The 20290-nt window shown below is 64.2% G+C and carries 19 protein-coding genes, 1 tRNA gene and 1 pseudogene; 11 read left to right on the forward strand and 10 right to left on the reverse strand.

The genetic code is table 11. The features are described from left to right. Positions 1-266 precede the first annotated feature (266 nt). A pseudogene (locus tag P2G67_RS03000) lies at positions 267-1067 on the reverse strand (DEAD/DEAH box helicase); the annotation flags it as partial. A gap of 278 nt (positions 1068-1345) precedes the next feature. Between P2G67_RS03000 and P2G67_RS03005 the strand changes: the two are divergent. Beyond that, the gene (locus P2G67_RS03005) at positions 1346-2572 is read left to right on the forward strand and encodes a metallophosphoesterase family protein (RefSeq protein WP_275819897.1); all 1227 of its coding nucleotides are present in this window, start codon (positions 1346-1348) and stop codon (positions 2570-2572) included. Beyond that, complete coding sequence (locus P2G67_RS03010; RefSeq protein WP_275819899.1) at positions 2572-5997, forward strand: ATP-binding protein; 3426 nt, start codon at positions 2572-2574, stop codon at positions 5995-5997. The genes P2G67_RS03005 and P2G67_RS03010 overlap by 1 nt, the downstream gene beginning before the upstream one ends. Before the next feature lie 13 nt (positions 5998-6010). On the opposite strand, the gene P2G67_RS03015 is transcribed toward P2G67_RS03010, so the two are convergent. The 4 genes from P2G67_RS03015 to P2G67_RS03030 all read right to left on the reverse strand — a co-directional run bounded on the left by P2G67_RS03015 (position 6011) and on the right by P2G67_RS03030 (position 8694). After that, on the reverse strand, positions 6011-6934 hold the full coding sequence (locus tag P2G67_RS03015) for a GIY-YIG nuclease family protein (RefSeq protein WP_275819901.1): 924 nt from the start codon (positions 6932-6934) through the stop codon (positions 6011-6013). Continuing rightward, complete coding sequence (locus P2G67_RS03020; protein ID WP_275819903.1) at positions 6931-7917, reverse strand: hypothetical protein; 987 nt, start codon at positions 7915-7917, stop codon at positions 6931-6933. The genes P2G67_RS03015 and P2G67_RS03020 overlap by 4 nt, the downstream gene beginning before the upstream one ends. A gap of 41 nt (positions 7918-7958) precedes the next feature. Next, positions 7959-8489 (reverse strand): hypothetical protein, encoded by a 531-nt coding sequence (locus tag P2G67_RS03025; protein WP_275819905.1) that lies wholly within the window; start codon positions 8487-8489, stop codon positions 7959-7961. Between the two features lie 76 nt (positions 8490-8565). Further along, positions 8566-8694, reverse strand: a complete 129-nt coding sequence (locus P2G67_RS03030; protein WP_275819907.1) for a hypothetical protein — start codon at positions 8692-8694, stop codon at positions 8566-8568. Between the two features lie 271 nt (positions 8695-8965). Between P2G67_RS03030 and P2G67_RS03035 the strand changes: the two genes are divergently transcribed. The 7 genes from P2G67_RS03035 to P2G67_RS03065 all read left to right on the forward strand — a co-directional run bounded on the left by P2G67_RS03035 (position 8966) and on the right by P2G67_RS03065 (position 14531). Next, positions 8966-10009 (forward strand): helix-turn-helix transcriptional regulator, encoded by a 1044-nt coding sequence (locus P2G67_RS03035; RefSeq protein ID WP_275819909.1) that lies wholly within the window; start codon positions 8966-8968, stop codon positions 10007-10009. Between the two features lie 94 nt (positions 10010-10103). After that, positions 10104-10577, forward strand: coding sequence for a hypothetical protein (locus P2G67_RS03040; protein ID WP_275819911.1), 474 nt, complete (start codon positions 10104-10106; stop codon positions 10575-10577). A gap of 8 nt (positions 10578-10585) precedes the next feature. Further along, positions 10586-11119: a hypothetical protein gene (locus P2G67_RS03045; protein WP_275819913.1), complete on the forward strand. Its 534-nt coding sequence runs from the start codon at positions 10586-10588 to the stop codon at positions 11117-11119. A 37-nt stretch (positions 11120-11156) separates the two neighbouring features. Beyond that, positions 11157-11573: a hypothetical protein gene (locus tag P2G67_RS03050; protein WP_275819914.1), complete on the forward strand. Its 417-nt coding sequence runs from the start codon at positions 11157-11159 to the stop codon at positions 11571-11573. A gap of 511 nt (positions 11574-12084) precedes the next feature. Continuing rightward, entirely contained in the window at positions 12085-12309 is a 225-nt protein-coding gene (locus P2G67_RS03055; protein ID WP_275819916.1) for a hypothetical protein, read from the forward strand. Positions 12310-12855: 546 nt separating this feature from the next. Further along, positions 12856-13200 carry a plasmid mobilization protein gene (locus P2G67_RS03060; RefSeq protein ID WP_275819918.1) on the forward strand — a complete coding sequence of 115 codons (345 nt, stop codon included), beginning with the start codon at positions 12856-12858 and terminating at the stop codon, positions 13198-13200. Beyond that, complete coding sequence (locus tag P2G67_RS03065) at positions 13197-14531, forward strand: LPD7 domain-containing protein (RefSeq protein WP_275819919.1); 1335 nt, start codon at positions 13197-13199, stop codon at positions 14529-14531. Before P2G67_RS03060 ends, P2G67_RS03065 begins: the two co-directional genes overlap by 4 nt. A 144-nt stretch (positions 14532-14675) precedes the next feature. Here the strand turns inward: P2G67_RS03065 and P2G67_RS03070 are convergent. Both P2G67_RS03070 and P2G67_RS03075 read right to left on the reverse strand, forming a co-directional pair. Further along, positions 14676-14752, reverse strand: a tRNA-Arg gene (locus tag P2G67_RS03070). A gap of 131 nt (positions 14753-14883) precedes the next feature. After that, complete coding sequence (locus P2G67_RS03075; RefSeq protein WP_275819921.1) at positions 14884-15117, reverse strand: metallothionein; 234 nt, start codon at positions 15115-15117, stop codon at positions 14884-14886. A 168-nt stretch (positions 15118-15285) separates the two neighbouring features. Between P2G67_RS03075 and gpt the strand changes: the two genes are divergently transcribed. After that, entirely contained in the window at positions 15286-15759 is a 474-nt protein-coding gene (gene gpt / locus P2G67_RS03080) for a xanthine phosphoribosyltransferase (RefSeq protein WP_275819923.1), read from the forward strand. 53 nt (positions 15760-15812) lie between these two features. After that, positions 15813-17507 (forward strand): gamma-glutamyltransferase, encoded by a 1695-nt coding sequence (gene ggt, locus P2G67_RS03085; RefSeq protein ID WP_275819925.1) that lies wholly within the window; start codon positions 15813-15815, stop codon positions 17505-17507. 38 nt (positions 17508-17545) lie between these two features. Here the strand turns inward: ggt and ychF are convergent, their stop codons facing one another. From ychF to P2G67_RS03100, 3 genes are all read right to left on the reverse strand, one after another. Then, positions 17546-18640 (reverse strand): redox-regulated ATPase YchF, encoded by a 1095-nt coding sequence (gene ychF, locus P2G67_RS03090; protein WP_275819927.1) that lies wholly within the window; start codon positions 18638-18640, stop codon positions 17546-17548. Position 18641: 1 nt separating this feature from the next. After that, positions 18642-19382, reverse strand: coding sequence for an aminoacyl-tRNA hydrolase (gene pth / locus P2G67_RS03095; protein WP_275819929.1), 741 nt, complete (start codon positions 19380-19382; stop codon positions 18642-18644). 177 nt (positions 19383-19559) lie between these two features. After that, on the reverse strand, positions 19560-20198 hold the full coding sequence (locus P2G67_RS03100) for a 50S ribosomal protein L25/general stress protein Ctc (RefSeq protein WP_275819931.1): 639 nt from the start codon (positions 20196-20198) through the stop codon (positions 19560-19562). Positions 20199-20290 lie beyond the last annotated feature (92 nt).

The raw sequence follows: 20290 nt of genomic DNA on the forward strand, positions 1-20290 counted from the left end.
CCATCGTCCAACCCCAGCGCCAGCTCCACCCAGACCGCAAGCGGGTGATGCTTCAGCTCGTCATTGGTCAGATGCTCGGGCAAGGGCGCGGCCAGCACCTCCGGCAGCCGGGGCGTCACGCTGTCCAGAGACAGCTCGTCGTGCGTTGCCCGCTGGAGAGACTCGTCGATCACCGCATCAGCCCCCACGGGCACACCGAAGAGCCGGGATGCCACCTCGGCAACGGCACGGGCGCGGCTCTCCTCGCTGCCTTCGCTGGCCATGGTGGCCGAGGTGCCGATGCAGATTGGCGCGCGATCGGGCGTGCAACGCGCGCGCAAGCGGCGGACAAGGATCGCGACATCGGCGCCCTGTCGCCCGCGGTAGGTGTGGAGCTCATCCAAGACGATGAACTCCAGGCCCTTGGCGTTCTCCACCACGTGCTTGTCGACCTCGTCCTGCCGCGTCAGCAGCAGCTCGGCCATCATGAAGTTGGTGAGCAGGATGTCCGGCGGGTCTTTTGCGATCGCCTTGCGTTCGTCCTGACTCTCCTGGCCCGTGTAACGCTTGACCGTGGGCTGAAGGTCCTCCGGCAGGCCGGACTGGCTAATGAACTTGGTGATCTCCTCGATCTGGCTGTTGGCTAGGGCGTTCATTGGGTAGACGATGATCGCGCGCGTGCGCTTCCCCTGCCCCGCCTTGCGCGCCCGGACGATGGCATCGACGATGGGAATGAAGAAACAGAGCGACTTGCCGGAGCCTGTGCCCGTGGTGACCACGTAACTGTCCCCGGCCTGCGCCTTGGAAAGCGCCTGGCCCTGGTGGACGTGCAAGCGCAATGGCCCATTGCTGAAGCGGAAGATGCTGGCCGTCGCCTCGTCCAACGTCCCGTCCGCTACAAGGCCTTCAACCCACGGCCCAGGCTGATAGCGCGGGTTGAGCGACAGCAGTGCATCCGGCCAGAAACGACCCTCGGCATACTCCCGCTTGATGGCGGCGTCGAGATCGGGCGCGTGGATCGTGCTGAAAGAGCGCGAAAAACGCTCATAGTTGTCAATCAAATGCCGATCGAACTGAAACGCCCGCATCACACGCCCTCCCCACGCACCGCCTTCTTGGCAGCAGAGTGGTTGCTCACCGGGCGTTGCTCAACCACAAGGCGGGAAATAGGCGAACACGCAAATAGCATCACGCATTATCAGACGGGCGATCTTCGCGGGGAGCAGAACACCGAAGCCAAGGGACAACGGGCGTGGTTCTAAAACAAACCCTATGCAATCAGAATTTGGCTGCACACCCAAGAGTTCGTGTCCTAGAGTGATCAACTGTGAGGCGCATTGCGACGCCTGGAAACGAGGTCCATAGATTGATCAAAATTCTCCATACAGCCGACGTCCACCTCGACTCACCGCTGAAGTCGCTCGCCTTGCGGGACGAAGAGTTGCGCAGCCGGGTGCAGACGGCGACGCGCACCGCTTTCTCGCGCATCGTGGATGCTGCGCTCGCCGAGGGTGTCTCCGCACTTCTGATCGCGGGCGACCTGTTCGACGGTGCCGAACGCAGCGCACGCACTGCGGCATTCCTCACGTCTGAGCTTGATCGCCTGCGGGCGCGCGGCATTCAGGTGTTCTACGTCAAGGGCAACCACGATGCCGAGAACCCGATAACCGGTGAACTCAGTCTGCCCGATAACGTGCACGTTTTCGACGGGCGCGGAGGCAAGGTCCAGCTTGCGGATGATGTTTGGATACACGGCGTCAGCTTTGGCGGACGCCAGGCAATGGACAGCCTGCTTCCCAAGTATCCAGCGCCAGTCGCCGGTGCCGTAAATATCGGCGTGCTCCACACCTCGCTGACAGGCGCGAAGGGTCACGACCCCTATGCTCCCTGCTCGGTGGGTGACCTGCGCGCGCACGGTTTCGACTACTGGGCGCTGGGCCATGTGCACCGTCGTCAGATCCATTCGGAAGCCCCCTGGATCGTTATGCCCGGAACGCCCCAAGGCCGCGATATTGGCGATGCAGGACCGAAATCCGCCACGCTCATAACCATTGATCAGCAGATAAGGATTGAGGAAGTCCCAACCTCTGTCATCGAATTCGTTGAAGTCGAGCTTTCGGCATCGGAAGCCGATGCCGATGACGCGCTCCGCGATCTGATGCGCGCGCGACTGCGCGAACTCAGCGAAAGCTTGACCTCCGATCTCGGCATCGTGCGCCTGGTGCTCACCGGAGACACGGAACGCCGTTGGCAGATATTGCGCGATCGGGATGTCTGGACCGAAACCGCCGCTCGGATCGCCCGCGAGACCGACCGGCTCTGGCTGGACAAGCTCGTGATCGACTTGTCTGACAGCAAAGCTCCAAGCCAGGGCGCAACCGACGAGCTGGCCCGGATCATGGAAGCCATCCGGCAAGAGCCCGGATTTGCCCAGCGGTGCAGCGGAACCCTGGAAGAGGTGCTCGGTGAACTGCCGCCACAGCAGCGAAAAGCGCTGGCGCCAGACGAACAGGCGCTGACGACGCTGAGCGAACGTCTTTCCGAGAACGGCGCGAAGCGGGTGCTGGCCCGCATGAAAGGCAGTGCCGACTGATGCGAATAAACGAGCTTTCTTTCGACCTCTTTGGACATTTTTCCGCCAAGTCCTTTAATTTCGGTAAAGGCGGACAATCGGATTTTCACATCATCCACGGCCCGAACGAGTCCGGGAAGACAACAACCATGGAGGGTTTTCTTCGGCTACTCTATGGCTTCCCACTTCGCGAGCCATACGACTTCAAGCACCAACGCAAGAACCTCTGCGTAAGTGGCGTCCTGGAAATGGAGGGCCCGGCAACTCGCTTCAAACGCCTGTCGACGCGCGCCGCCAATCTCTTGGATGCGTCGGGCAAGCCAGTTCCGGAGCAGGCGCTTGCTGCGCACCTCGGGGGCCTCTCTGAGGAGGATTACCGCAGTCTTCTCTGCCTTGACGACGACACCATCGAAAAGGGCGGCGAGGATATAGCCAATGCCCGCGGTGACATCGGGCGCTTGTTGTTCTCTGCGGCGGCCGGCATCTCCGATCTCAACGCGGTGCTCGAGCAGATTCGAGACGAGACCCAGACCCTCTACCGCAAGCGCGCAAGCACCACCCGCCTCGCCGAACTGAAGCGGGAGCTGCGCGCGGTCGAGGAGCGGATTCGAGACACGGATGTGTCAGCCAGCGCCTTGCGCAAGCTGAAGCTCACCTTTCAAGCGGCGGAACGTGAAGAAGCGGCTGCCAGAAAGGAGCGCGACAGGCTGCGCCGCCAGAGAGCGGAGGTCGCCGCCCTCAGCCGATCTCTGCCACTCCTTACAGAGCATGACCGCCTGGCGGAGGAAATCGCGGGCTACACCGATTATCCGGAACGGATCGACATCAATCCCGAGGATCTCATCACGCTGAAGACGGATCAGGTGAAACTCGAGGCAGAGATTGCCCGACTGAAGAGCGAGGTTCACGCAGCAGAGACGGAGTTCGCGGAGATCGAGGTGGACGCCGAACAACTGTCGCTCGGTGACGCGTTGGACAGGCTCGATGAACTGCGCAGCCGCATGACCACGGCGGGCCTGGATCTTCCGCGCCGCAAGCGGACGCTCGAAGAGGCTCAATCGGACATGATCCGGACAGCGCGGGAGCTGGGCACGAGCGATGACGCCTGCCTGAGCGGCCTTGTGCGAACCGCCGTCGATATCGAGACGCTTGAGAAAGCCCGGGAAGCCATGCGCGACGCCGCCTCGGCACGCGAGGCGGAGCAGCGGGAAGTCGCCGCCTTGCAGCAGCAGGTCGAAGCGGCCCGGAAAGCATGTAACGCGCTATCGTCCAAGGCACCGCGACAAAGCGGTCTGATCGAGCTGCTCGCCCGATACGAAGTCGATAGCTTGGCGGCGGCCTTTGCGAAAGCACATGCCTCGCTGGCGGGCGCCGAAGAACAGCTCGAGGAAGCGCTGGCAGCGCTCTCCACTCCAGACGCGGCTTTCACACGAGTGCCTGCCTGCCCAATGGATCCGGCCACAGCGCAGGAGCTCGCCGAGGAGCATACCCGTCTGACGGAAGAAGCGAACCGGGCCAGCGATGCCCTGGCGCGCTATCGCGAAGAGGAAAAGGTCAAATCCAGTCAGATCGCCGACCTCGAGGCGAGCATGGGCGTTGCCGGCGAGGAAGATGCCGAGGCGGCGCGGAATCTGCGCGACTCCCTGTGGCGAGCCCATCGCGAAACCCTCACCATCGAAAGTGCGGACGCCTTTGAACCGGCGATGGCAAGGGTCGACGACATCGCAGCGTCTCGGTTCGGGCATGCACGCGAGCTCGGCCAACTGCGGCAGTTGAAGCAGGCTCACATAGAGGCTGAAACGCGCGTTGCCGGCGCCGACGACCATCTCAATGACCTCAAGAAACACCTGGGCGAACTTGAGGAACGCGCAGCCGAGGCCGGGAAGGCCGTCGGCCTCCGGGACATGACGCCTTCCAAATTGGCGCACTGGTCGGAGAAGCACCGCTCAGCGCAGGAAGTCCAGCGAAAGCTCGATCAGCTGACCCGACAGCACCAGCCCGTGCTGGACAAGGCCGATGGGCTGCTGAAGGCGTTGTGTCCTCTGCTTGAACTGGAGGCGCCCTCCTTCGACAGTGCCGTGGCCGCAGCCCGGCGTCTGGCGGACGCGGAGCGCACACATCGCGAGGAGGTCCGATCGGCCTCGGATACGCTGGCCAATCTGGAAAGCAATCTGGAGCGCCGCCAGGCCGCGCTTGCAGATCTGACTGCGGCGGCAAGCGAGGCGGCCGCGGCCTGGGCAGAGGCGGTCGAAAGCATGTTCGACGGCGCACTCGATCCCGACGTGTTGAGCGCTGCGCTTGCAAAGCTGCGCGATCTGCGCGAGCAGGATGAGCGGCGACGGCAGGCGGAGCGGCAGGTTTCAGCCATGGAGGGCGATCAACGCCAGTTCACCGAAGCCATGGAGGAACTGGGCGGCCAGCACGGCATTGCGTGTGATGACCCGCTGGAAACCTTTGCCCGACTGCAGGGCCTTGCGGCGCGGGCCGCGAGCGACCGGGACCGCTCGGCCCAGCTTGCCGAAAGAATCGCAACGGACTCCGAGCGCCTGCAGCAGGCGCAACGTCAGCGACAGGACATAGACAGGCACGTTCGCGAATACGGCACTCTGTTTCCGGACAGCGTCGACACCAGCACGCTGGATGCCCTGCGCGTAGCGGTCGGAAAGGCGGTCGAGATCATTGAGGCGCGCAAACACACGGCCAGCCTCGGCAATCAGATCCTGTCAGAGCTCTCCGTCGCCGACATGGATGCGGCCCGCGAACGCCTCCAGGATACGACCCTTGCGGAACTGGAGGGGCGGGCCGCTTCACTCGAAACGGATCTGGAACGCGCGGAGACACACCTTTCCGAAACGACGGTGGCACGCGCGACCGCAGCGCATGAACTGGCAGCGGTCACCGGCGACGCGGATGTGGCCGCCCTCGTCGAGCGCAAAGCAACGCTGCAGCTACAGATCGAAGAGACGGCCCTTGAGTACCTCGAGCTCGACCTTGGTCTTGCCCTCGCGGAGGAGGCCATTCGCCGCTATCGCGACAAGCATCGCAGCGAGATGATGGAAGCAACCGAACGTGCATTCTCCGAACTCACCAACGGCGCTTATGAACGTCTGACGACGCAGCCCAAGGACGCTTCGGAAATCCTGCTCGCGATGGACGCAAGCGGCACGGCCAAACAGGTCGGCGACATGTCAAAGGGCACGCGGTTTCAGCTCTATCTCGCGCTGCGTGCCGCGGCCTACGAACAAATGGTGTCCCAGGGCATTCGCCTGCCCTTCTTCTGCGACGACGTGTTCGAAACCTTCGACGAGGACAGAACCCGCGCTGCCTGCATCTTGATGGAACGGATCGGTCGATCCGGCCAGGCCATCTACCTGACTCACCATCGTCACGTGGTCGATATCGCCCGGGAGGTGTGCAGCGTCCAGCCGACCGTGCACACGCTGTAGCGGCCGGCTGGTCTCACCCGTGCTTCCTGTACTGCCACTCCGGCGGGCTGCGGTGGTTGAAGTAGTGGTTGCCCAGCAGGTCGCATTCCCACTCGTAGCGGCAGTTCTTCGAGAAGGGCGACCTACCTTTCTTGTAGAAGATCGACAAGCCCTCGATGTGGCGAAAGGTCTTGAGGTGCTGGGCGACGCGTTTGCGGATGAGATCGCTTTCGCCGAAGTAGAGGAAATCACCGAGCGCCGGGTCGAAGAGACCGTAGACTCCCGGCGCCTGCGGCAGGCTGGTCAGCGCCTCGTCCGCTGCAACGCTGCCGCTCCACCAGGGTGCCTCGGCGATCGGACCATCGGTCCAGAGCAGCGGCGCCTGCTTGTCGGAAATGACGGATGCCAACTCATCGGCTGACAGCGGCTCGGTCTTGCGGCCTCGCCGTCCTTTTGCCTTCGCGCCGATCCAGGTTGGCGTCGGCGCGCGGAATCCGGGATAGAAGCGCGCATAGTTGATCGGCGTCGAGCGCCCGGTCTGAACGCGGTGCAGCCAGAGGAGCAGGTCCTCATGCCCGCGCAGGTGCCGCTTGTCGCCCGGCAGGGAGGCGCAGGAGAACTCGAAGCTCTTGCCGTCGCGCGTGAGCAGGAGCCAGAAGTAGGCTGCGGCCACGTGCGGATCGGCGAAGGGGCCGCCTTCCCGCGCCAACTCGCTGCGCAGCGTGCCCAGGCGGGTGCGCAGGCTTCGCGATGTTTGACCGAGGTAGCTCAAGCACGTCCCGCCGGTTTCACGAATGCGGTACACACCCGGGCCATGGGGCGCAAAGGCCTTGATTTGGCTCCTGTCCAAAGGCTGCCAGTCGCTCCACTCCAGACCGCCCCAGCCCGGGGCGCTCACGCCGCCCCAGCGCTGGATCAACGACCGGCGAAAGGCGGCGAGCGTCCCCTGTCCGCTCACGCGAACCACCGGATGAGGGCCTTCCCCGGCAGGCTCGCCGTCCACAGCGGTGCCTTTTCGAGGGCCTTGCGGCGCTGCGCCTCGCCCAGATGGCGTCTTGGCACCTTCCTGGCGGCGAGAGTGGTCCTCTCACTGGCGGGCAGGCGTTCGAAGTGTGAGGCGCCGACCGCCAGGCCGCCATGCAGCGCGGCCGAGCAGGTCGCCACGCCGTGGCGTTGCCACATACCGCGCCCGGACCCGGCTCCTGACCTGGGAAAGCTGTGGATTGCGGCCAGGCCCACCGTGAAGCCCCCGTCCTCGATCAGGTCTTGCCACCGCAACAGAGCGGCATCGCAGCGCGCGTCGAACCGGGGTGTTCCCGCACTGCTGTGTTCAGCCGGGCCACCGATGTGCTTGATCTTCGCCATGCGCGCCCTGTTCGCCTGGTAGGGCTCCGACACGCCGAACATGTCGTAGCAGGCGCACAGCAGCGCGCGCTGCCCGCTCACCAGCGTGATGCCGCGTTCGCGGGCCGCAAAATCGCTTTCATAGACGACGAGCTGCTCGGCCTCCGCGTCGGTGGGGAAAATTTTCCGCCCGAGACCGGCGACACCTTCGAGCGTCCAGGCCACGCACCACTGATCGAGGAGCGTCGACTGCCGGCGGGCGCCATCGATGCCCACGACCAGATAGGTGCCCTCCGGCAACTTCTCCGCCGCCTCGCGGCAGTCGGCAGCAAAGGGCGCCGCCTCCAGGGCCGCGCGGCGGGTGGCGAAATCCGCCGCCTCGATCCGCTCGGGCAGGTAGAAGTAGCCGCCCGGCAGCAGGACGGCGTCGGCGTGCCGTCCGGTTTCCCCCTGCTGCGCCGTGATTGCGGCGACGATCCGCTCAAGCAGCCGGGCGCGCGCCGTGTTCGTGCGCGCCTGCGTGGCCGGTTCGCCTGCGACGCAGACCGAAGCGATCAAGGCTTCGCCGTCCACGCCAAACGTGCTTTTCCTGCTCATGCCTGCCTCCCCCGGGGCTGTGGTATCTGTTGCGTCGAGGTTCAGGCCTCGATCAGGTCAAACAGCCAATCCGCTGCCTGCCAGTCTTGCTCGCGATGCGCGAAGTGATCGAGGCGCAACAGACGCACGCCGTTGTCCACCGCCCTGATATCCCGGACGGCATCGAAGAGCGCACGATGCTCGTCCCGATGGGGCGGATCATTGTCCTTGCAGTTCCGTTCGCGGGACAGCCGCTGCCATGCCGCCACGTCGAAATGCAGCCGCTCGGCGTAGTCGCCGTAGTCCTCGAAGGACAGGGCCCGCGGCACGGTGAAGTGCTGCGCCTCATCGTACTCGATGATGATATTCGCCTTGGGAAGGTAGAAATCGACGTGAACCGCGCGCTTGCGCAGGTGGCAGTTCGCATGCCCGCGGTGGTGCTGCAGCCGCTCCTTGATCCGCTTCAAGGTCGGATGCGAATCAAGCTCCTTCGTCATCCAGGAGAAGGCGACCTCCGACTGGCAGACTCCGTATCGCGCCTGCAACGCCGCGCGTAGGTTTTGCTTGGCAACCTTCGCAGTTTGTTTTGCCATCGTCCCCACTCCCCCGCTTTGTACTGTTCACCCCGGCGGCAGGCGCCCACATTCGTGCAACGCCGACCCACCAGGATCAGGTGCGAGGCCGTTCCGGCAGCAGGCCGAACACACTGCCGGCAATCCAGGAAGCAAACATGAGGACCAGGATGGTGCACACGAAGATGCAAACGAGCATCACGAGCGTATTCAGAATCTGCCACATCGCCCTTTCCTCCCTTGCCTCTGTGATACCGACGGCAGGGCGGGCCGCCCCTCCCAATCCCACCAGGGCTCTGATGAGCCCTGCCGGTCACGCGCAAATCTGCACGACAGAATAACACCCAAACGTGCAGATGCACTTGCTAATTCACCGCCTCTTCCGCCCTGAACCTGAAGCGATAATGCGCCAACGGTAGTTCGATCATACGCCTTGCTCCCCTCCCCCAGAACTTCCCGACCTTCGCGCACCCTGAGGCCACCGCGCAACGCAGGAGTTGAAGTGCCTGAACCATTACAGTCAGTATGACAGCATGCGATACGAGAGATCATTACAGGTGCTTCGCCTTGCCCTAGCAATGCGCCGGTCGGCAATCGGAGTGACCCTCGACGACATTTGCGAGATGTTCGAGGTGACCGAGCGCACGGCCCATCGCTTGCGTAATGCGGTCGTCGAACTCTTCCCGCAGGTGGAAAGCCGTCTGGGCGATGATCGCAAGCGCTATTGGCGGCTGCCGCAGTCCACCGCCGAGCTCCTTGTGGATGTCACTGCGGACGAAGTGGCCGCACTGGAAACATGCCGCCGTTTGCTTGCGCTCAATGGCTACGGCGAGATAGCGACGCAACTTGAAGGCTTGACCGAGAAGGTGACAGCGCTGATTGCCCCTTCCGTGACGCGCCGCCTCGAGCCAGATGTCGAAGCGGTCCTAGAGGCCGAAGGCGTCGCCATCCGCCCTGGCCCGAGGCCAGGGCGCAACCCGGCTGTCATCGATTCACTGCGCCAAGCGATAAAGGGCTGCCAGATGGTCCGGTTGTTCTACAATTACCGCGGGCGCGAAGAGAGTGCAGAAATCGAAGTGGAACCCTATGGCATTCTGTTTGGGAGCCGCCACTATCTGGTGGCTCATCGGCGCGGGCGCCAAGACCCTTACCTTCGCATGTACAGCTTGCCAGAGATTCAGCGGGCAACGGTATTAAACAAGGCATTTGAGCGAGACGCTTCTGTGTCGCTACAAGCCTTCGCAGACCGCTCCTTCGGCATCTTTCAGGAGGCACCCCGTCGGGTGATCTGGCGTTTTTCTGGGCCAGCTGTGCGGGATGCTCGTCACTTCCTGTTCCACCCGCAGCAGCAAGTCGAGGAACTTCCCGACGGGCGCCTGCAAGTTAGCTTTGAGGCAGGCGGTTTGCTGGAAATGTGCTGGCACCTCTTTACCTGGGGGCCATCTGTCGAGGTGGTCGAACCAGCGGAACTGCGCGAACTCTACCGGCACTGCCTGGACCAGGGCGGCGCCCCCCCAAGCCTCCCCGGGCAAGAGGTGTAGATAGGCACCTTCTCCTCCGGCCCCGGTTAGATGACCGTTTCTGTCAGGTGGTTGTGCTTGAGTGGCGGCAACACTCATTGGGGGATGCCGCTAGATGAAGTTTCACCTCATTGCCAGGACGGCGAGCGGCCTGGTTCTTTCGTTGTTTCTGGTCGGCTGCATGAGCCCATCACAGCACGCGGCTGAAGTAGCCGCGGCGCGTGGAGAGGGTGACCGTCTGACCGTTGGCACGGTGCAGCGCGAGATTCGTGTAGGAATGACAAGCGCTGAGGTCATCGATGTACTCGGCGCACCCAACATCGTCTCCACCGACGAACGTCGTCGCGAGCAATGGGTGTACGACCGCATTGCCACTGAGACGGCCTACTCCACCAGCAGCGGCGGCATAAACGCGCTTGTCCTAGGAGGGGCTGCGGGTGGTGCATCCCTTGGAGGCGGCGGCATCGGCCTGGGCGGCAGTCGCTCCGCTGGAGCCGCCTCGCGGTCTCAACGTGCGCTGACCATCGTCGTCAAGTTCGACGAGTCTCAGCGTGTACGCGACTTCGCCTATCGAACCTCAAGCTTCTGAGGCCGACCATGCACAAGCTTTTCGTCGTCCCGGCGGCAGCTCTGCTGCTGCTCGGCGCCACTGCCTGCCAACCCGGCATTCCGAAGGAAGCGCTACAGCTCAGTAGAGAATCCCTTGAACAACGTGAAATGCAAACTCGGCGCTTCGAGACGACGGATGAGACACTTTTGCTCTCCGCAAGCGCAGGAGTGCTGCAGGATCTGGGATACAGCATCGACAACAGCGACACCGATGCCGGTCTGATCTTTGCCACAAAAGACCGCGACGCGACCGAAGCTGGGCAGGTGGCGGGTGCTATTCTCGTGGCCGCGCTCTTCGGGGCGATGCCAGCGGTCGACAACAACCAAAAGATTCGGGTCAGTCTGGTAACTCGGCCGATCGAGCAAAAGGCCGCTACCGCCGTGCGCGTGACCTTCCAACGGATGGTCTGGAATACCCACGGTCAGCTCTCAAAGATCGAGGGACTCGAGGAACCGGAACTCTACCAACAGTTCTTCGAAAAGCTCTCGCAGAGCGTGTTCCTTACAGCACACGAGATTTGAACGCGCGCCTCCTGACCGCGCCCCTGAAAGGATACCCATGCGCCGCCTTCTTCTCCTTGCTTTGGTCGCAGCCGCTCTGAGTGCCTGCCAGACCGATAGCCGTCGCCAGGCTCTTGCCACTTCCGCTTCCGCTGTCGAACTGCGCAGCTATCAGAGCCGTGCCTTCGACACCACCGACCGCGAGCAGACCCTCCGCAGCGTGATCGCCACGCTCCAGGATCTGTCCTTCGTGGTTGATAACGCCAACGCCATGCTGGGCAGTGTCAGCGCGACGAAGCTGGATGGCTACGCATTGCGCATGACCGTCACCCTGCGCCCACGAGGAGAATCTCAAACTCTGGTCCGCGCTTCAGCCCAGTACAATCTCACACCCGTCGAAGACGCCCTACCCTACCAGCAGTTCTTCGATGCGTTGGAGCAAGCTATGTTCCTCACGGCGCACGAAGTGGATTGAGGCCTCGGCCTCCCGCGGGCTTTGCGGGCGAGTCAGCCGAAGGCGAGCTCGTGGGATGCGTTCGCTCAAGCCAGCATTCTTTAGCGCTGAGCGAAACAGCTAATCAGCAAACAGTGCGCAGTTTATGGTGGGATGCCCCTCGCAGTAGGGGCGGCCACGCCTCAATCCTCCGGCCAAGTAGGCAGTTTGAAACAACGCCAGCGGGCCAGCCCTACACAATGTTTTGAAACGCTACCTATGCCTCAACACGGGGCTGCCACCGCATCTCAGCGCCTTGCAGGCAGCGCGCGCATGTTCCCAGGGAAATATAGTCCATTGCCCTGCCTTTCGCCTCCCCGCTCATGCCGCACCTCCCCTCCCCACGGAGAGGAACGCATCGTCAGGCAGCGCGAGTTTTAACCCGATTTCAACCTTATGTGTGCATCTGTCTTCCTGGTGCGAAGTGATCGCCCATTAGACCAAGCGCGCTTCGTTCAACCATAACGTCCACTATTCAAAGGAAGGAATTGTCATGACCAAAAAGCTTATTTTTCTTGAACCCGATACATCCGAACCCCTCCGGCGCATCAGCGCGAGAGTGCCCGACAGCCTCTACCAAAGGTTCCAGGCCGCCCAGAAGTTGGCCGCAGAATCCGGCCTCGAACTGAGCATCACCCAGGTGGTGCGAAAGGGCCTGCTGGCCGCCTGCGACGAGGCGGAACAGGTCTGCCGGACCGATGAGGGCGGAAAGCAATAGCTCTCGATCCACGGCCCATCGATGCTCCATTACGCGACCGGATGCCCTCCTCAGGTGCCCGGTCGTTTTCCTTTCTGAAACCCTTCCGTTCTTCCCTCACGCCTTCCCTCACTGTCGATGTCAGGCGAGAAAAGTCACTCCGATAAATCTACCCCACCAATGGGAAACACCTGCCGCCTGACGGCGGCGGGCGGGACGCGCGCTTGCGCTCGTTGGTTGCGCCACGCTTTCCCGCCCAGGGCAATACTTCTACTCCGCAGCTCTTCTCAATGCTGGCCATCTCCAATGTGCGCGCCAAAGGTCTCCTGGTCTTTTCCCTCTGGAAAGCCATGAACTTGAAAGCGGCTTCCCGCGCTCCTCAATTCTGCGCGCTTCCCATTCCTCGAAAACGTTAACTCGCTTTTAACCCGGCAGCCTCACTTCATCTCAGGACAGCCGTTGGTAGCCAGCCATGCCCTTTGTTCCACAAAGCGCAAGCTGGCCAGGGGGCGGAGCCCCCGTGGACCCCCATAACGGCGACTAACAACGAGCAAGGGAGACTGCCTTATGAGACACGACGAAATCATCCGTTTCCGCATCAGCGCCGCCCTCAAGCAGGAACTTGAGGCTGCCGCCCGGGCGGCCGACGAGCCGCTGTCGGCTTATGTCCGCGCGGTCCTGGCCGCCCACGCCGCCTGCCGCGACGCTGACACCGAGCGCCAGCTACTCGCCGAGTTGGTGGCCCTGCGCGGCGCCGTGGGGCGGCTCGGCAACAACGCCAATCAAATTGCCCGCCGTATGAATGCGGGAGAGGCGCTTCCGGAGCAGGCGCCCGAGCGCATCGCGCGTGCTGTCGAGAACATGCAGCGGCAGGTGGCCGCAGCGCTCGACCAACGACGGGCCGCGCGGTGATCATCAAGTCCACCCGCATCCGTGCCGAAAGCGGCCCCAAGGCCGTGGCAACGCACGTGCTGCGCGGGAAGGACAACGAGCGTGTTACCCGACTTAGCGGCGCCGAGCCCCTGCTGGCCGACGCCGTAGCCGACGCCCGGGCGTGGCAGCGGCGCTATGCCCTGCGCCACTTCTCGGTGAATCCCGATGCGCCGCTGGAGCGGCGGGAGGCCGTGGCGGTGTTCCAGGCACTCGCCGAGGAGTTCGGCTTTGACCTGGAGCGCTGCCTGATTGTCGAGCACAACAAGCCCCGCGCCCGAGACACAGGCTTTGGCCGCCACTGGCACCTGCTCGTACCGGAGGTCGACCCTCTTACTGGGCACGTGCTGAGCAGTTCGCACAGTTACCTGAGACAAGAGAAGATCGCCCGCCGGGCCGAACTCAGCTTCGGACACCGCCTCACACGTGGGCGGCACAACACCGCCGTCGTTGCAGCCCTGGAGGCGGAGGGGCACCCCCATCCCGCGCAGTGTCTCGTCGAGGCTGGCTTGACCGGCGGAGCCTTAGCGCAAGCCGCGTATACCACCGACCAGCACCAGGCCGCCAAGCGCCAAGGCATCTCGCTCCCGGAAGCCCGCGCAGCAGTTAAAGTGGCCTGGGCCGCAAGCGACAGCGCCGAGACCCTGAAAGCCGCATTATCCGAGCAGAGCCTAGCCATCGCCCCCGGCGACAAGCCCGGCACCTGGATCATCACCCACAGCAACGGCCGCATCCTGGGCGCCCTGCATCGCTTCGCAGGCGTCCGCAAAGCCGCCGTTTCACAACGCATGAAAGCAGGTATCTATGAAAATCGACGTGCCACCGACGTGCCACCGCCCAAGCCGCAGACCAGGCCTGCCGAAGGCGTCCTCGCCCATCCCCTGGTCGGCACCGCCATCGGCTCCAGGCGCCAGGCCGAGGCCGTCGCCGCGCGCTGGCACCGTCTCGGCTGCCAGGCGAAAGCCAGGGACACGCACGTTCTGGTAAAGGGCCAGGACTGGCGCATTGCCGACTACGGCAACCAATGCATTCTTGAAAGGGCACACCCAGAAGCTATCGCGCTTGCATTGGCCAAAGCCCGCCGCGAATGGGGCGGTGCGGTGCTGGCCTCTGGTAGTCAGGCGTTCCTGGAACTGGCCTGGCTGGAAGCACAGCGACAGGACATCCGCTTCTCGATCAAGGGCGAGCCCGACTGGCAGCCGCCGCCGCACCTCCTGGGCCAGTGGCGCCAGGAGCAGGAGGCAGCCCAACAGCCACCGCGGGAACCGGATCCACCCCAGGCCGCATCGAACCAGCCTAAGTCGGGCCTTTGACCCCGATTGCGTAGACGTCACCAACGCCTCCAAAAAAGACGCCCGTCAACAGATTATACTTTGTAGAAGGTTTGTAGAAAAACAAAACGGCGGCCAAAGCGCCGCCGTTACGGTTCTCTAAGATCTTGATTTTCTGAGTGTATTTGGCGCGCCCGGGAAGATTCGAACTCCCAACCTTCTGATCCGTAGTCAGATGCTCTATCCAGTTGAGCTACGGGCGCCGCCGCGGTCGGTGGTGGCCCGTGGTGGGGCGTTTCCGGCCGGCTGCGAGTGTCTAACAAAAGGCCTCGCGCCTTGCAAGCGCACATCTGACGCTTTTGCGTTTAGCGGCCACGCCCCTGTTTGGAGCGTGTCAGGCGCGGTCGCGCAGGCCGGACGCGCCGCTCTTTTCGGCGCAGTGGGCGCAGCAATAGAAGCTCTCGCCCGCCTCCACGCCGTGGCCGATGATGCGGCAGTCGCAGTGGGCGCAGCGCGGTGCAGCCGTGGCAATGGCGCACTCGAAGCTGTCGAAGGTCCAGGTCTGTCCGCCCCGGCTCAGTTGAAAGGCCTTGTCGTAGTCGTTTCCGCAGTGATCGCAAACCGCCATGGTCAGCTCCTCTTGCTGGGGTTCTGTTTGCCACAACGGCCTCGGGCGCATCGTGGTTCCAGGCGGCCAGACGGCGAGTTCCGGCTGCGGGAAGCGTTGCTCTGCGTGGCGCCTTCGGTTTCAATGGCGCCAAGCGAGACCTGCAATGACAAGAAGGAGCGGCCGCGCGTGAGCCCCAGCACCCTCGACAAGAGCTTTCCCGTTTCTTGGTGGGAACTTCACCGCGATGCCAAGGCGCTGGCCTGGCGTCTGATGTCGGCCCAGCCCTTCAAGGGCATCATCGCGATCACCCGCGGTGGCCTGGTGCCGGCAGCCATTATCGCCCGCGAACTCGAGGTGCGCCTCATCGACACGCTCTGCATCGCCAGCTACGACGACCGCAGCCAGGGGGACGCGCAGGTGCTCAAGCGCATCCCGGGCGACGGCACGGGCTGGCTCATCGTCGACGATCTGGTGGACACGGGCTCCACTGCACGCGTGGTGCGCGAGATGCTGCCGAAGGCGCACTTCGCCACGATCTATGCCAAGCCGGCCGGCCGGCCCCTGGTCGACACCTTTGTGACCGAGGTCAGCCAGGACACCTGGATCCTCTTTCCCTGGGACACCGACATGCAGGCGGTTCCGCCCCTCATCAAGCGCTGAATCTCAGATCTGCCGCGATCCGCTGCCAGGCGGCGCAAGCCAGAGGACTTCCCATGCTCCTGCTCCGACGCCGAGTCTTCTCCGCCCTGCTGCTGACCCTCTCGATCTGGGTGATGTCGCCCGCTGCTCAGGCCGAGGGGCGCAGCCCCGAGGCCATGGTGGCGGCGGCCAACCCGCTGGCCGTGGAGGCCGGCGTCGAGATGCTGCGCGCCGGCGGCTCGGCGGTCGATGCCGCCATTGCGGTGCAGTTGGTGCTGGGCCTGGTGGAGCCGCAGTCTTCGGGCATCGGCGGCGGGGCCTTCCTGCTGCACTACGGGGCGGAAGGTGGCGCGATCCAGGCCTACGACGGCCGGGAAACCGCGCCTATGGCGGCGGGACCGGACCTCTTCCTGGACGAGCAGGGCCAAGCGATGGATTTCTGGGAGGCGGTGGTCGGCGGCCGCTCGGTGGGCACGCCGGGCCTGCTGCGCATGCTGGAACTGGCGCATGAGACCCACGGCAAACTGCCCTGGGGCGCGCTTTTCGCGCCAGCCATCCGGCTGGCCGAAGAAGGCTTTGCCATTTCGCCGCGGCTGGCCGGGCAGATCGCCGCCGACGAGTACCTGCAGACCGATCCGACGGCGCGCGCCTACTTCTACACTGCCGAGGGCGCGCCCAAGCCGGCCGGCACGCCGCTGCGCAATCCCGACTATGCCGAGAGCCTACGCCGCATCGCAGAGGGTGGCGCCAATGCCTTCTACAGCGGGGCGATCGCGGCCGACATCGTCGCCAAGGTCCAGGGAGCCGAAAACCCCGGCTTGCTGAGCGAAGCGGATCTCACCGCTTACGAAGCCAAGGAGCGCACTGCGCTCTGTGGCAGCTACCGGGCCTATGAAGTCTGCGGCATGTCGCCGCCCACCTCCGGCGGGGTAGCCGTGCTGCAGATCATGGGAATGCTGGAGAACTTCGAGCTCTCCGGCCTGGCGCCCGACGGGGCTGAGGCCGTGCATCTGCTCACCGAGGCCTCACGACTCGCCTTTGCCGATCGCAACGCCTACCTGGCCGACAGCGACTTCGTGGCCGTCCCGCTGGAGCGCTTGCTCGACCCCACCTATCTGCGGCAGCGCGCAGCACTGATCCAGCGCGATGCCGTGATGGACAAGGCCGAGCCAGGGCGCCTGCCGCAGCGCGGCGCGCTGGCCCCGGAAGTCGACACGCCCAGCACCTCGCATCTCGTCGTGGTGGACGCTGCGGGCAATGCCGTTTCCATGACCAGTTCCGTGGAATCCGCCTTCGGCTCGCGCCTCATGGTGCGCGGCTTCCTGCTGAACAACCAGCTGACCGATTTCTCCTTCCTGCCCGAGATTGACGGCAAAGAGGTGGCCAACCGCGTAGAGCCGGGCAAGCGCCCGCGCAGTTCCATGTCACCGACCCTGGTGTTCGACCCCGAGGGCGCCTTTCACATCGCTGCCGGTTCACCGGGCGGGGCGCGCATCATTGGCTACACCGTCAACGCGCTGCTGGGGATGCTGGAGTGGGACCTGGACCCCCAGGAGGCGGTGGCGCGCGCTCACGCCGCCAACCTGAACGGTCCCACTCTGCTCGAGGCCGGCAGCGCGCTTGAAGCCCTGGAAGATGAGCTCCAGGCGCTTGGCCATGAAACCCGGGTGACGGGAATGACCAGCGGCCTGCACGTCATTCGACGCGGCGCGGACGGCCTCGAAGGTGGCGCCGACCCACGCCGGGAAGGCATTGTCGCCCAGCCCTGAGATCCCTGCCTCTGCCCCTACGGCAGGGTCGCCCGCGGTCAGACGTTGAAGCGGAAGTGGAAGACGTCGCCGTCGACCACCGGGTACTCCTTGCCCTCGGCGCGCATCTTGCCGGCGTCCTTCGCTCCCTGCTCGCCGCCCAGGGCGATATAGTCATCGAAGGCGATGGTCTCGGCCCGGATGAATCCGCGCTCGAAATCGCTGTGGATAACACCGGCGGCCTGCGGCGCCCGGGCGCCGCGCTTCACCGTCCAGGCGCGCGCTTCCTTCGGCCCGACCGTGAAGAAGGTGATGAGGTCCAGCAGCGCATAGCCGGCGCGGATCAGCCGGGCGAGCCCGCTTTCCCCCAGGCCCAGCTCCTCCAGGAAGGCTTGCTTCTCCTCACCGTCGAGCGCAGCGATCTCCGCCTCGATGGCGGCCGAGATGACCACAAAACCGGCGCCTTCCGCCTCTGCCTTTTCGCGCACCTTCTCCGAAAGGGCATTGCCCTCGGCCACCTCGTGTTCGGCGACGTTCGCCGCGTAGAGCACCGGCTTGGCGGTCAGTAAGTTGAGCGAGCGGAAGAGCGGCTTCTGCTCCTCGGATATCTCGACGGTGCGCGCGGGGCGGCCATCGCGCAGGGCCGCGAGCACCGGCTCCAGCACAGCCATGCGCAGGCGCGCCTCCTTGTCACCGGTCTTGGCGCGCTTGGCCGTCGTGTCGGCCTGCCGCTCCAGGCTGTCCAGGTCTGCCATCATCAGTTCGGTTTCGACCGTTTCCGCATCGCGCAAAGGATCAACCGAACCCTCGACGTGGGTCACATCGCCCTCGAAGCAACGCAGCACGTGCACGATGGCGTCGACTTCACGGATGTTCGCCAGGAACTGATTGCCCAGCCCCTCCCCCTTCGAAGCGCCCCGGACCAGGCCGGCAATATCGACGAACTCGAGCTGGGTCGGAATGACCTTGGCCGACTTCGAGATGGCCGCGAGCCGTTCCAGACGCGGGTCCGGCACGGCGACGCGACCCACATTGGGCTCGATGGTGCAGAAGGGATAGTTGGCCGCTTCCGCTGCGGCGGTCTCGGTCAGCGCGTTGAAAAGGGTCGACTTGCCGACGTTCGGCAGGCCAACGATGCCGCATTTGAAACCCATGTCACTCGTCTCTTTGTTTGTCGCCGCTCAGGCGGTGAAGCGCGCCCTTGAGCGCGCGAGCCAGTGCACCCTGCTCTTCCCGTGGAGCGGGGGTGGGCTCTGGAGGTGCGTCGGCAGAAGGCGCCTTGGCAGGCCCCTTGTTGGCAGCCGAGGCTTTCGGCTTCGGTGGTGCCAGGTCCTGCATGACCTTGGAGGTGTAGGCGTTGTCCGCCTGTTCACTGTTCTCGCCCAGCAACACAGCATGGCGGGCCATGGCATCGAAGAGTTGCTCGAACAGGGGCTGCTCGCCCTTGGACAGATCGCCCAGGACATGGCCCAGCACACGCTCCTTGTCCCCGGGGTGACCGATGCCGATCCGCAGACGCCGGAACTCCGGGCCGATATGCTGGGCAATGGAGCGCAGTCCATTGTGACCGGCATGCCCGCCGCCGCGCTTCAGCTTGATCTTGCCCGGGGCCAGGTCAAGTTCGTCGTGCAGCACCAGCACGTCCTCGGGGCCCAACTTGAAGAAGCGCAACGCCTCGCCCACGGCTCGGCCGGACTCGTTCATATAGGTCATGGGCTTCAGCGCCAGGACCTTATCCCCGCCGAACTGCCCCTCGGCTGCGTCGCTTTGGAAGCGCTGACGCCAGGGCGAAAAAGCGTGATGCCGGGCCATCGCCTCCACGGCCATGAAGCCGACGTTGTGGCGATTCCCGGCGTACCTGGGTCCCGGATTACCGAGCCCGACAAGCAACAGCATCTGTTCCTCTCGTGCCCAGAGCAAAAGCCGGTGTCCGGGCAGAAGTCTTTCAGCCCGGTCCGGCCGCACCAGAGTGGATCGGGAATGATCTGTAACACGAAGCGTTCAGTACAAACGCGATCCGGTCAAAGCGCCCTGCGGCCCCTGACCATAGCCGGGCCACAGGGCGCCCAAGGCTTACTCTTCAGCAGCTTCCGTCGATTCCGCTGCCTCTGCGCCTTCCTCTTCCTCGGCGGCCTCGGCCTTCACGGCGCTCGGCGCGACGATGGTGGCGATGGTGAAGTCGCGATCACTGATCGTCGGGGTCACGCCCTTGGCCAGCTTCACACCGCTGATGTGCAGGCTGTCACCGATATCGGCCTCGGACAGATCCACATCGATGTGCTCCGGAATGGCGTTGGGCGAACAGTCCACCTCAACGTCATGGCGCACGATGTTAAGCACGCCGCCGCGCTTCAGCCCCGGAGAAGTCTCCTCGTTCAGGAAACGCACTGGCACCGCGACGCTGACGGTCGACCCCTTGGACACGCGGAGGAAGTCGAAATGCAGGGGCTCTTCCTTGATCGGATGCATCTGCAGATCGCGCGGCAGAACCTGTTCCTTCTTGCCGCCCACCTCGATGGTGAACAGGCGCGCGAAGAAACCAGGGCGGTTGAGTTCGCGCTTCATCAGGCGCGTCTCGATAGTGACGGACACCGGATCCTTGCCGGCACCATAGATCACGGCCGGGACACGGCCGGCGCGGCGTGCGGCACGGGCGGTCCCCTTTCCGGCCCGGTCCCGCAGCTCCGCAGGAAGATTGACAGTCTCACTCATTCTCTCAACTCCTAGTCAGGATCATTTTCATGGCTCGACGGACCACGCGCCCGCCGCGGGCAAACGAGTCAGGCCTCCAGGGGTGCCGGACC

The sequence above is a fragment of the Aquibaculum arenosum genome (assembly GCF_029222965.1).
Classification (GTDB): Bacteria; Pseudomonadota; Alphaproteobacteria; order Kiloniellales; family DSM-21159; genus Aquibaculum; species Aquibaculum arenosum.

What these genes read in the sequence shown, in the direction of transcription:
- P2G67_RS03010 (WP_275819899.1), top strand. Translation starts at nt 2,572, where the DNA reads ATGCGAATAAACGAGCTTTCTTTCGACCTCTTTGGACATTTTTCCGCC.
- P2G67_RS03020 (WP_275819903.1), bottom strand. Translation starts at nt 7,917, where the DNA reads ATGAGCAGGAAAAGCACGTTTGGCGTGGACGGCGAAGCCTTGATCGCT.
- P2G67_RS03025 (WP_275819905.1), bottom strand. Translation starts at nt 8,489, where the DNA reads ATGGCAAAACAAACTGCGAAGGTTGCCAAGCAAAACCTACGCGCGGCG.
- P2G67_RS03030 (WP_275819907.1), bottom strand. Translation starts at nt 8,694, where the DNA reads ATGTGGCAGATTCTGAATACGCTCGTGATGCTCGTTTGCATCTTCGTG.
- P2G67_RS03040 (WP_275819911.1), top strand. Translation starts at nt 10,104, where the DNA reads ATGAAGTTTCACCTCATTGCCAGGACGGCGAGCGGCCTGGTTCTTTCG.
- P2G67_RS03045 (WP_275819913.1), top strand. Translation starts at nt 10,586, where the DNA reads ATGCACAAGCTTTTCGTCGTCCCGGCGGCAGCTCTGCTGCTGCTCGGC.
- P2G67_RS03050 (WP_275819914.1), top strand. Translation starts at nt 11,157, where the DNA reads ATGCGCCGCCTTCTTCTCCTTGCTTTGGTCGCAGCCGCTCTGAGTGCC.
- P2G67_RS03055 (WP_275819916.1), top strand. Translation starts at nt 12,085, where the DNA reads ATGACCAAAAAGCTTATTTTTCTTGAACCCGATACATCCGAACCCCTC.
- P2G67_RS03060 (WP_275819918.1), top strand. Translation starts at nt 12,856, where the DNA reads ATGAGACACGACGAAATCATCCGTTTCCGCATCAGCGCCGCCCTCAAG.
- P2G67_RS03075 (WP_275819921.1), bottom strand. Translation starts at nt 15,117, where the DNA reads ATGGCGGTTTGCGATCACTGCGGAAACGACTACGACAAGGCCTTTCAA.
- ggt (WP_275819925.1), top strand. Translation starts at nt 15,813, where the DNA reads ATGCTCCTGCTCCGACGCCGAGTCTTCTCCGCCCTGCTGCTGACCCTC.
- ychF (WP_275819927.1), bottom strand. Translation starts at nt 18,640, where the DNA reads ATGGGTTTCAAATGCGGCATCGTTGGCCTGCCGAACGTCGGCAAGTCG.
- pth (WP_275819929.1), bottom strand. Translation starts at nt 19,382, where the DNA reads ATGCTGTTGCTTGTCGGGCTCGGTAATCCGGGACCCAGGTACGCCGGG.
- P2G67_RS03100 (WP_275819931.1), bottom strand. Translation starts at nt 20,198, where the DNA reads ATGAGTGAGACTGTCAATCTTCCTGCGGAGCTGCGGGACCGGGCCGGA.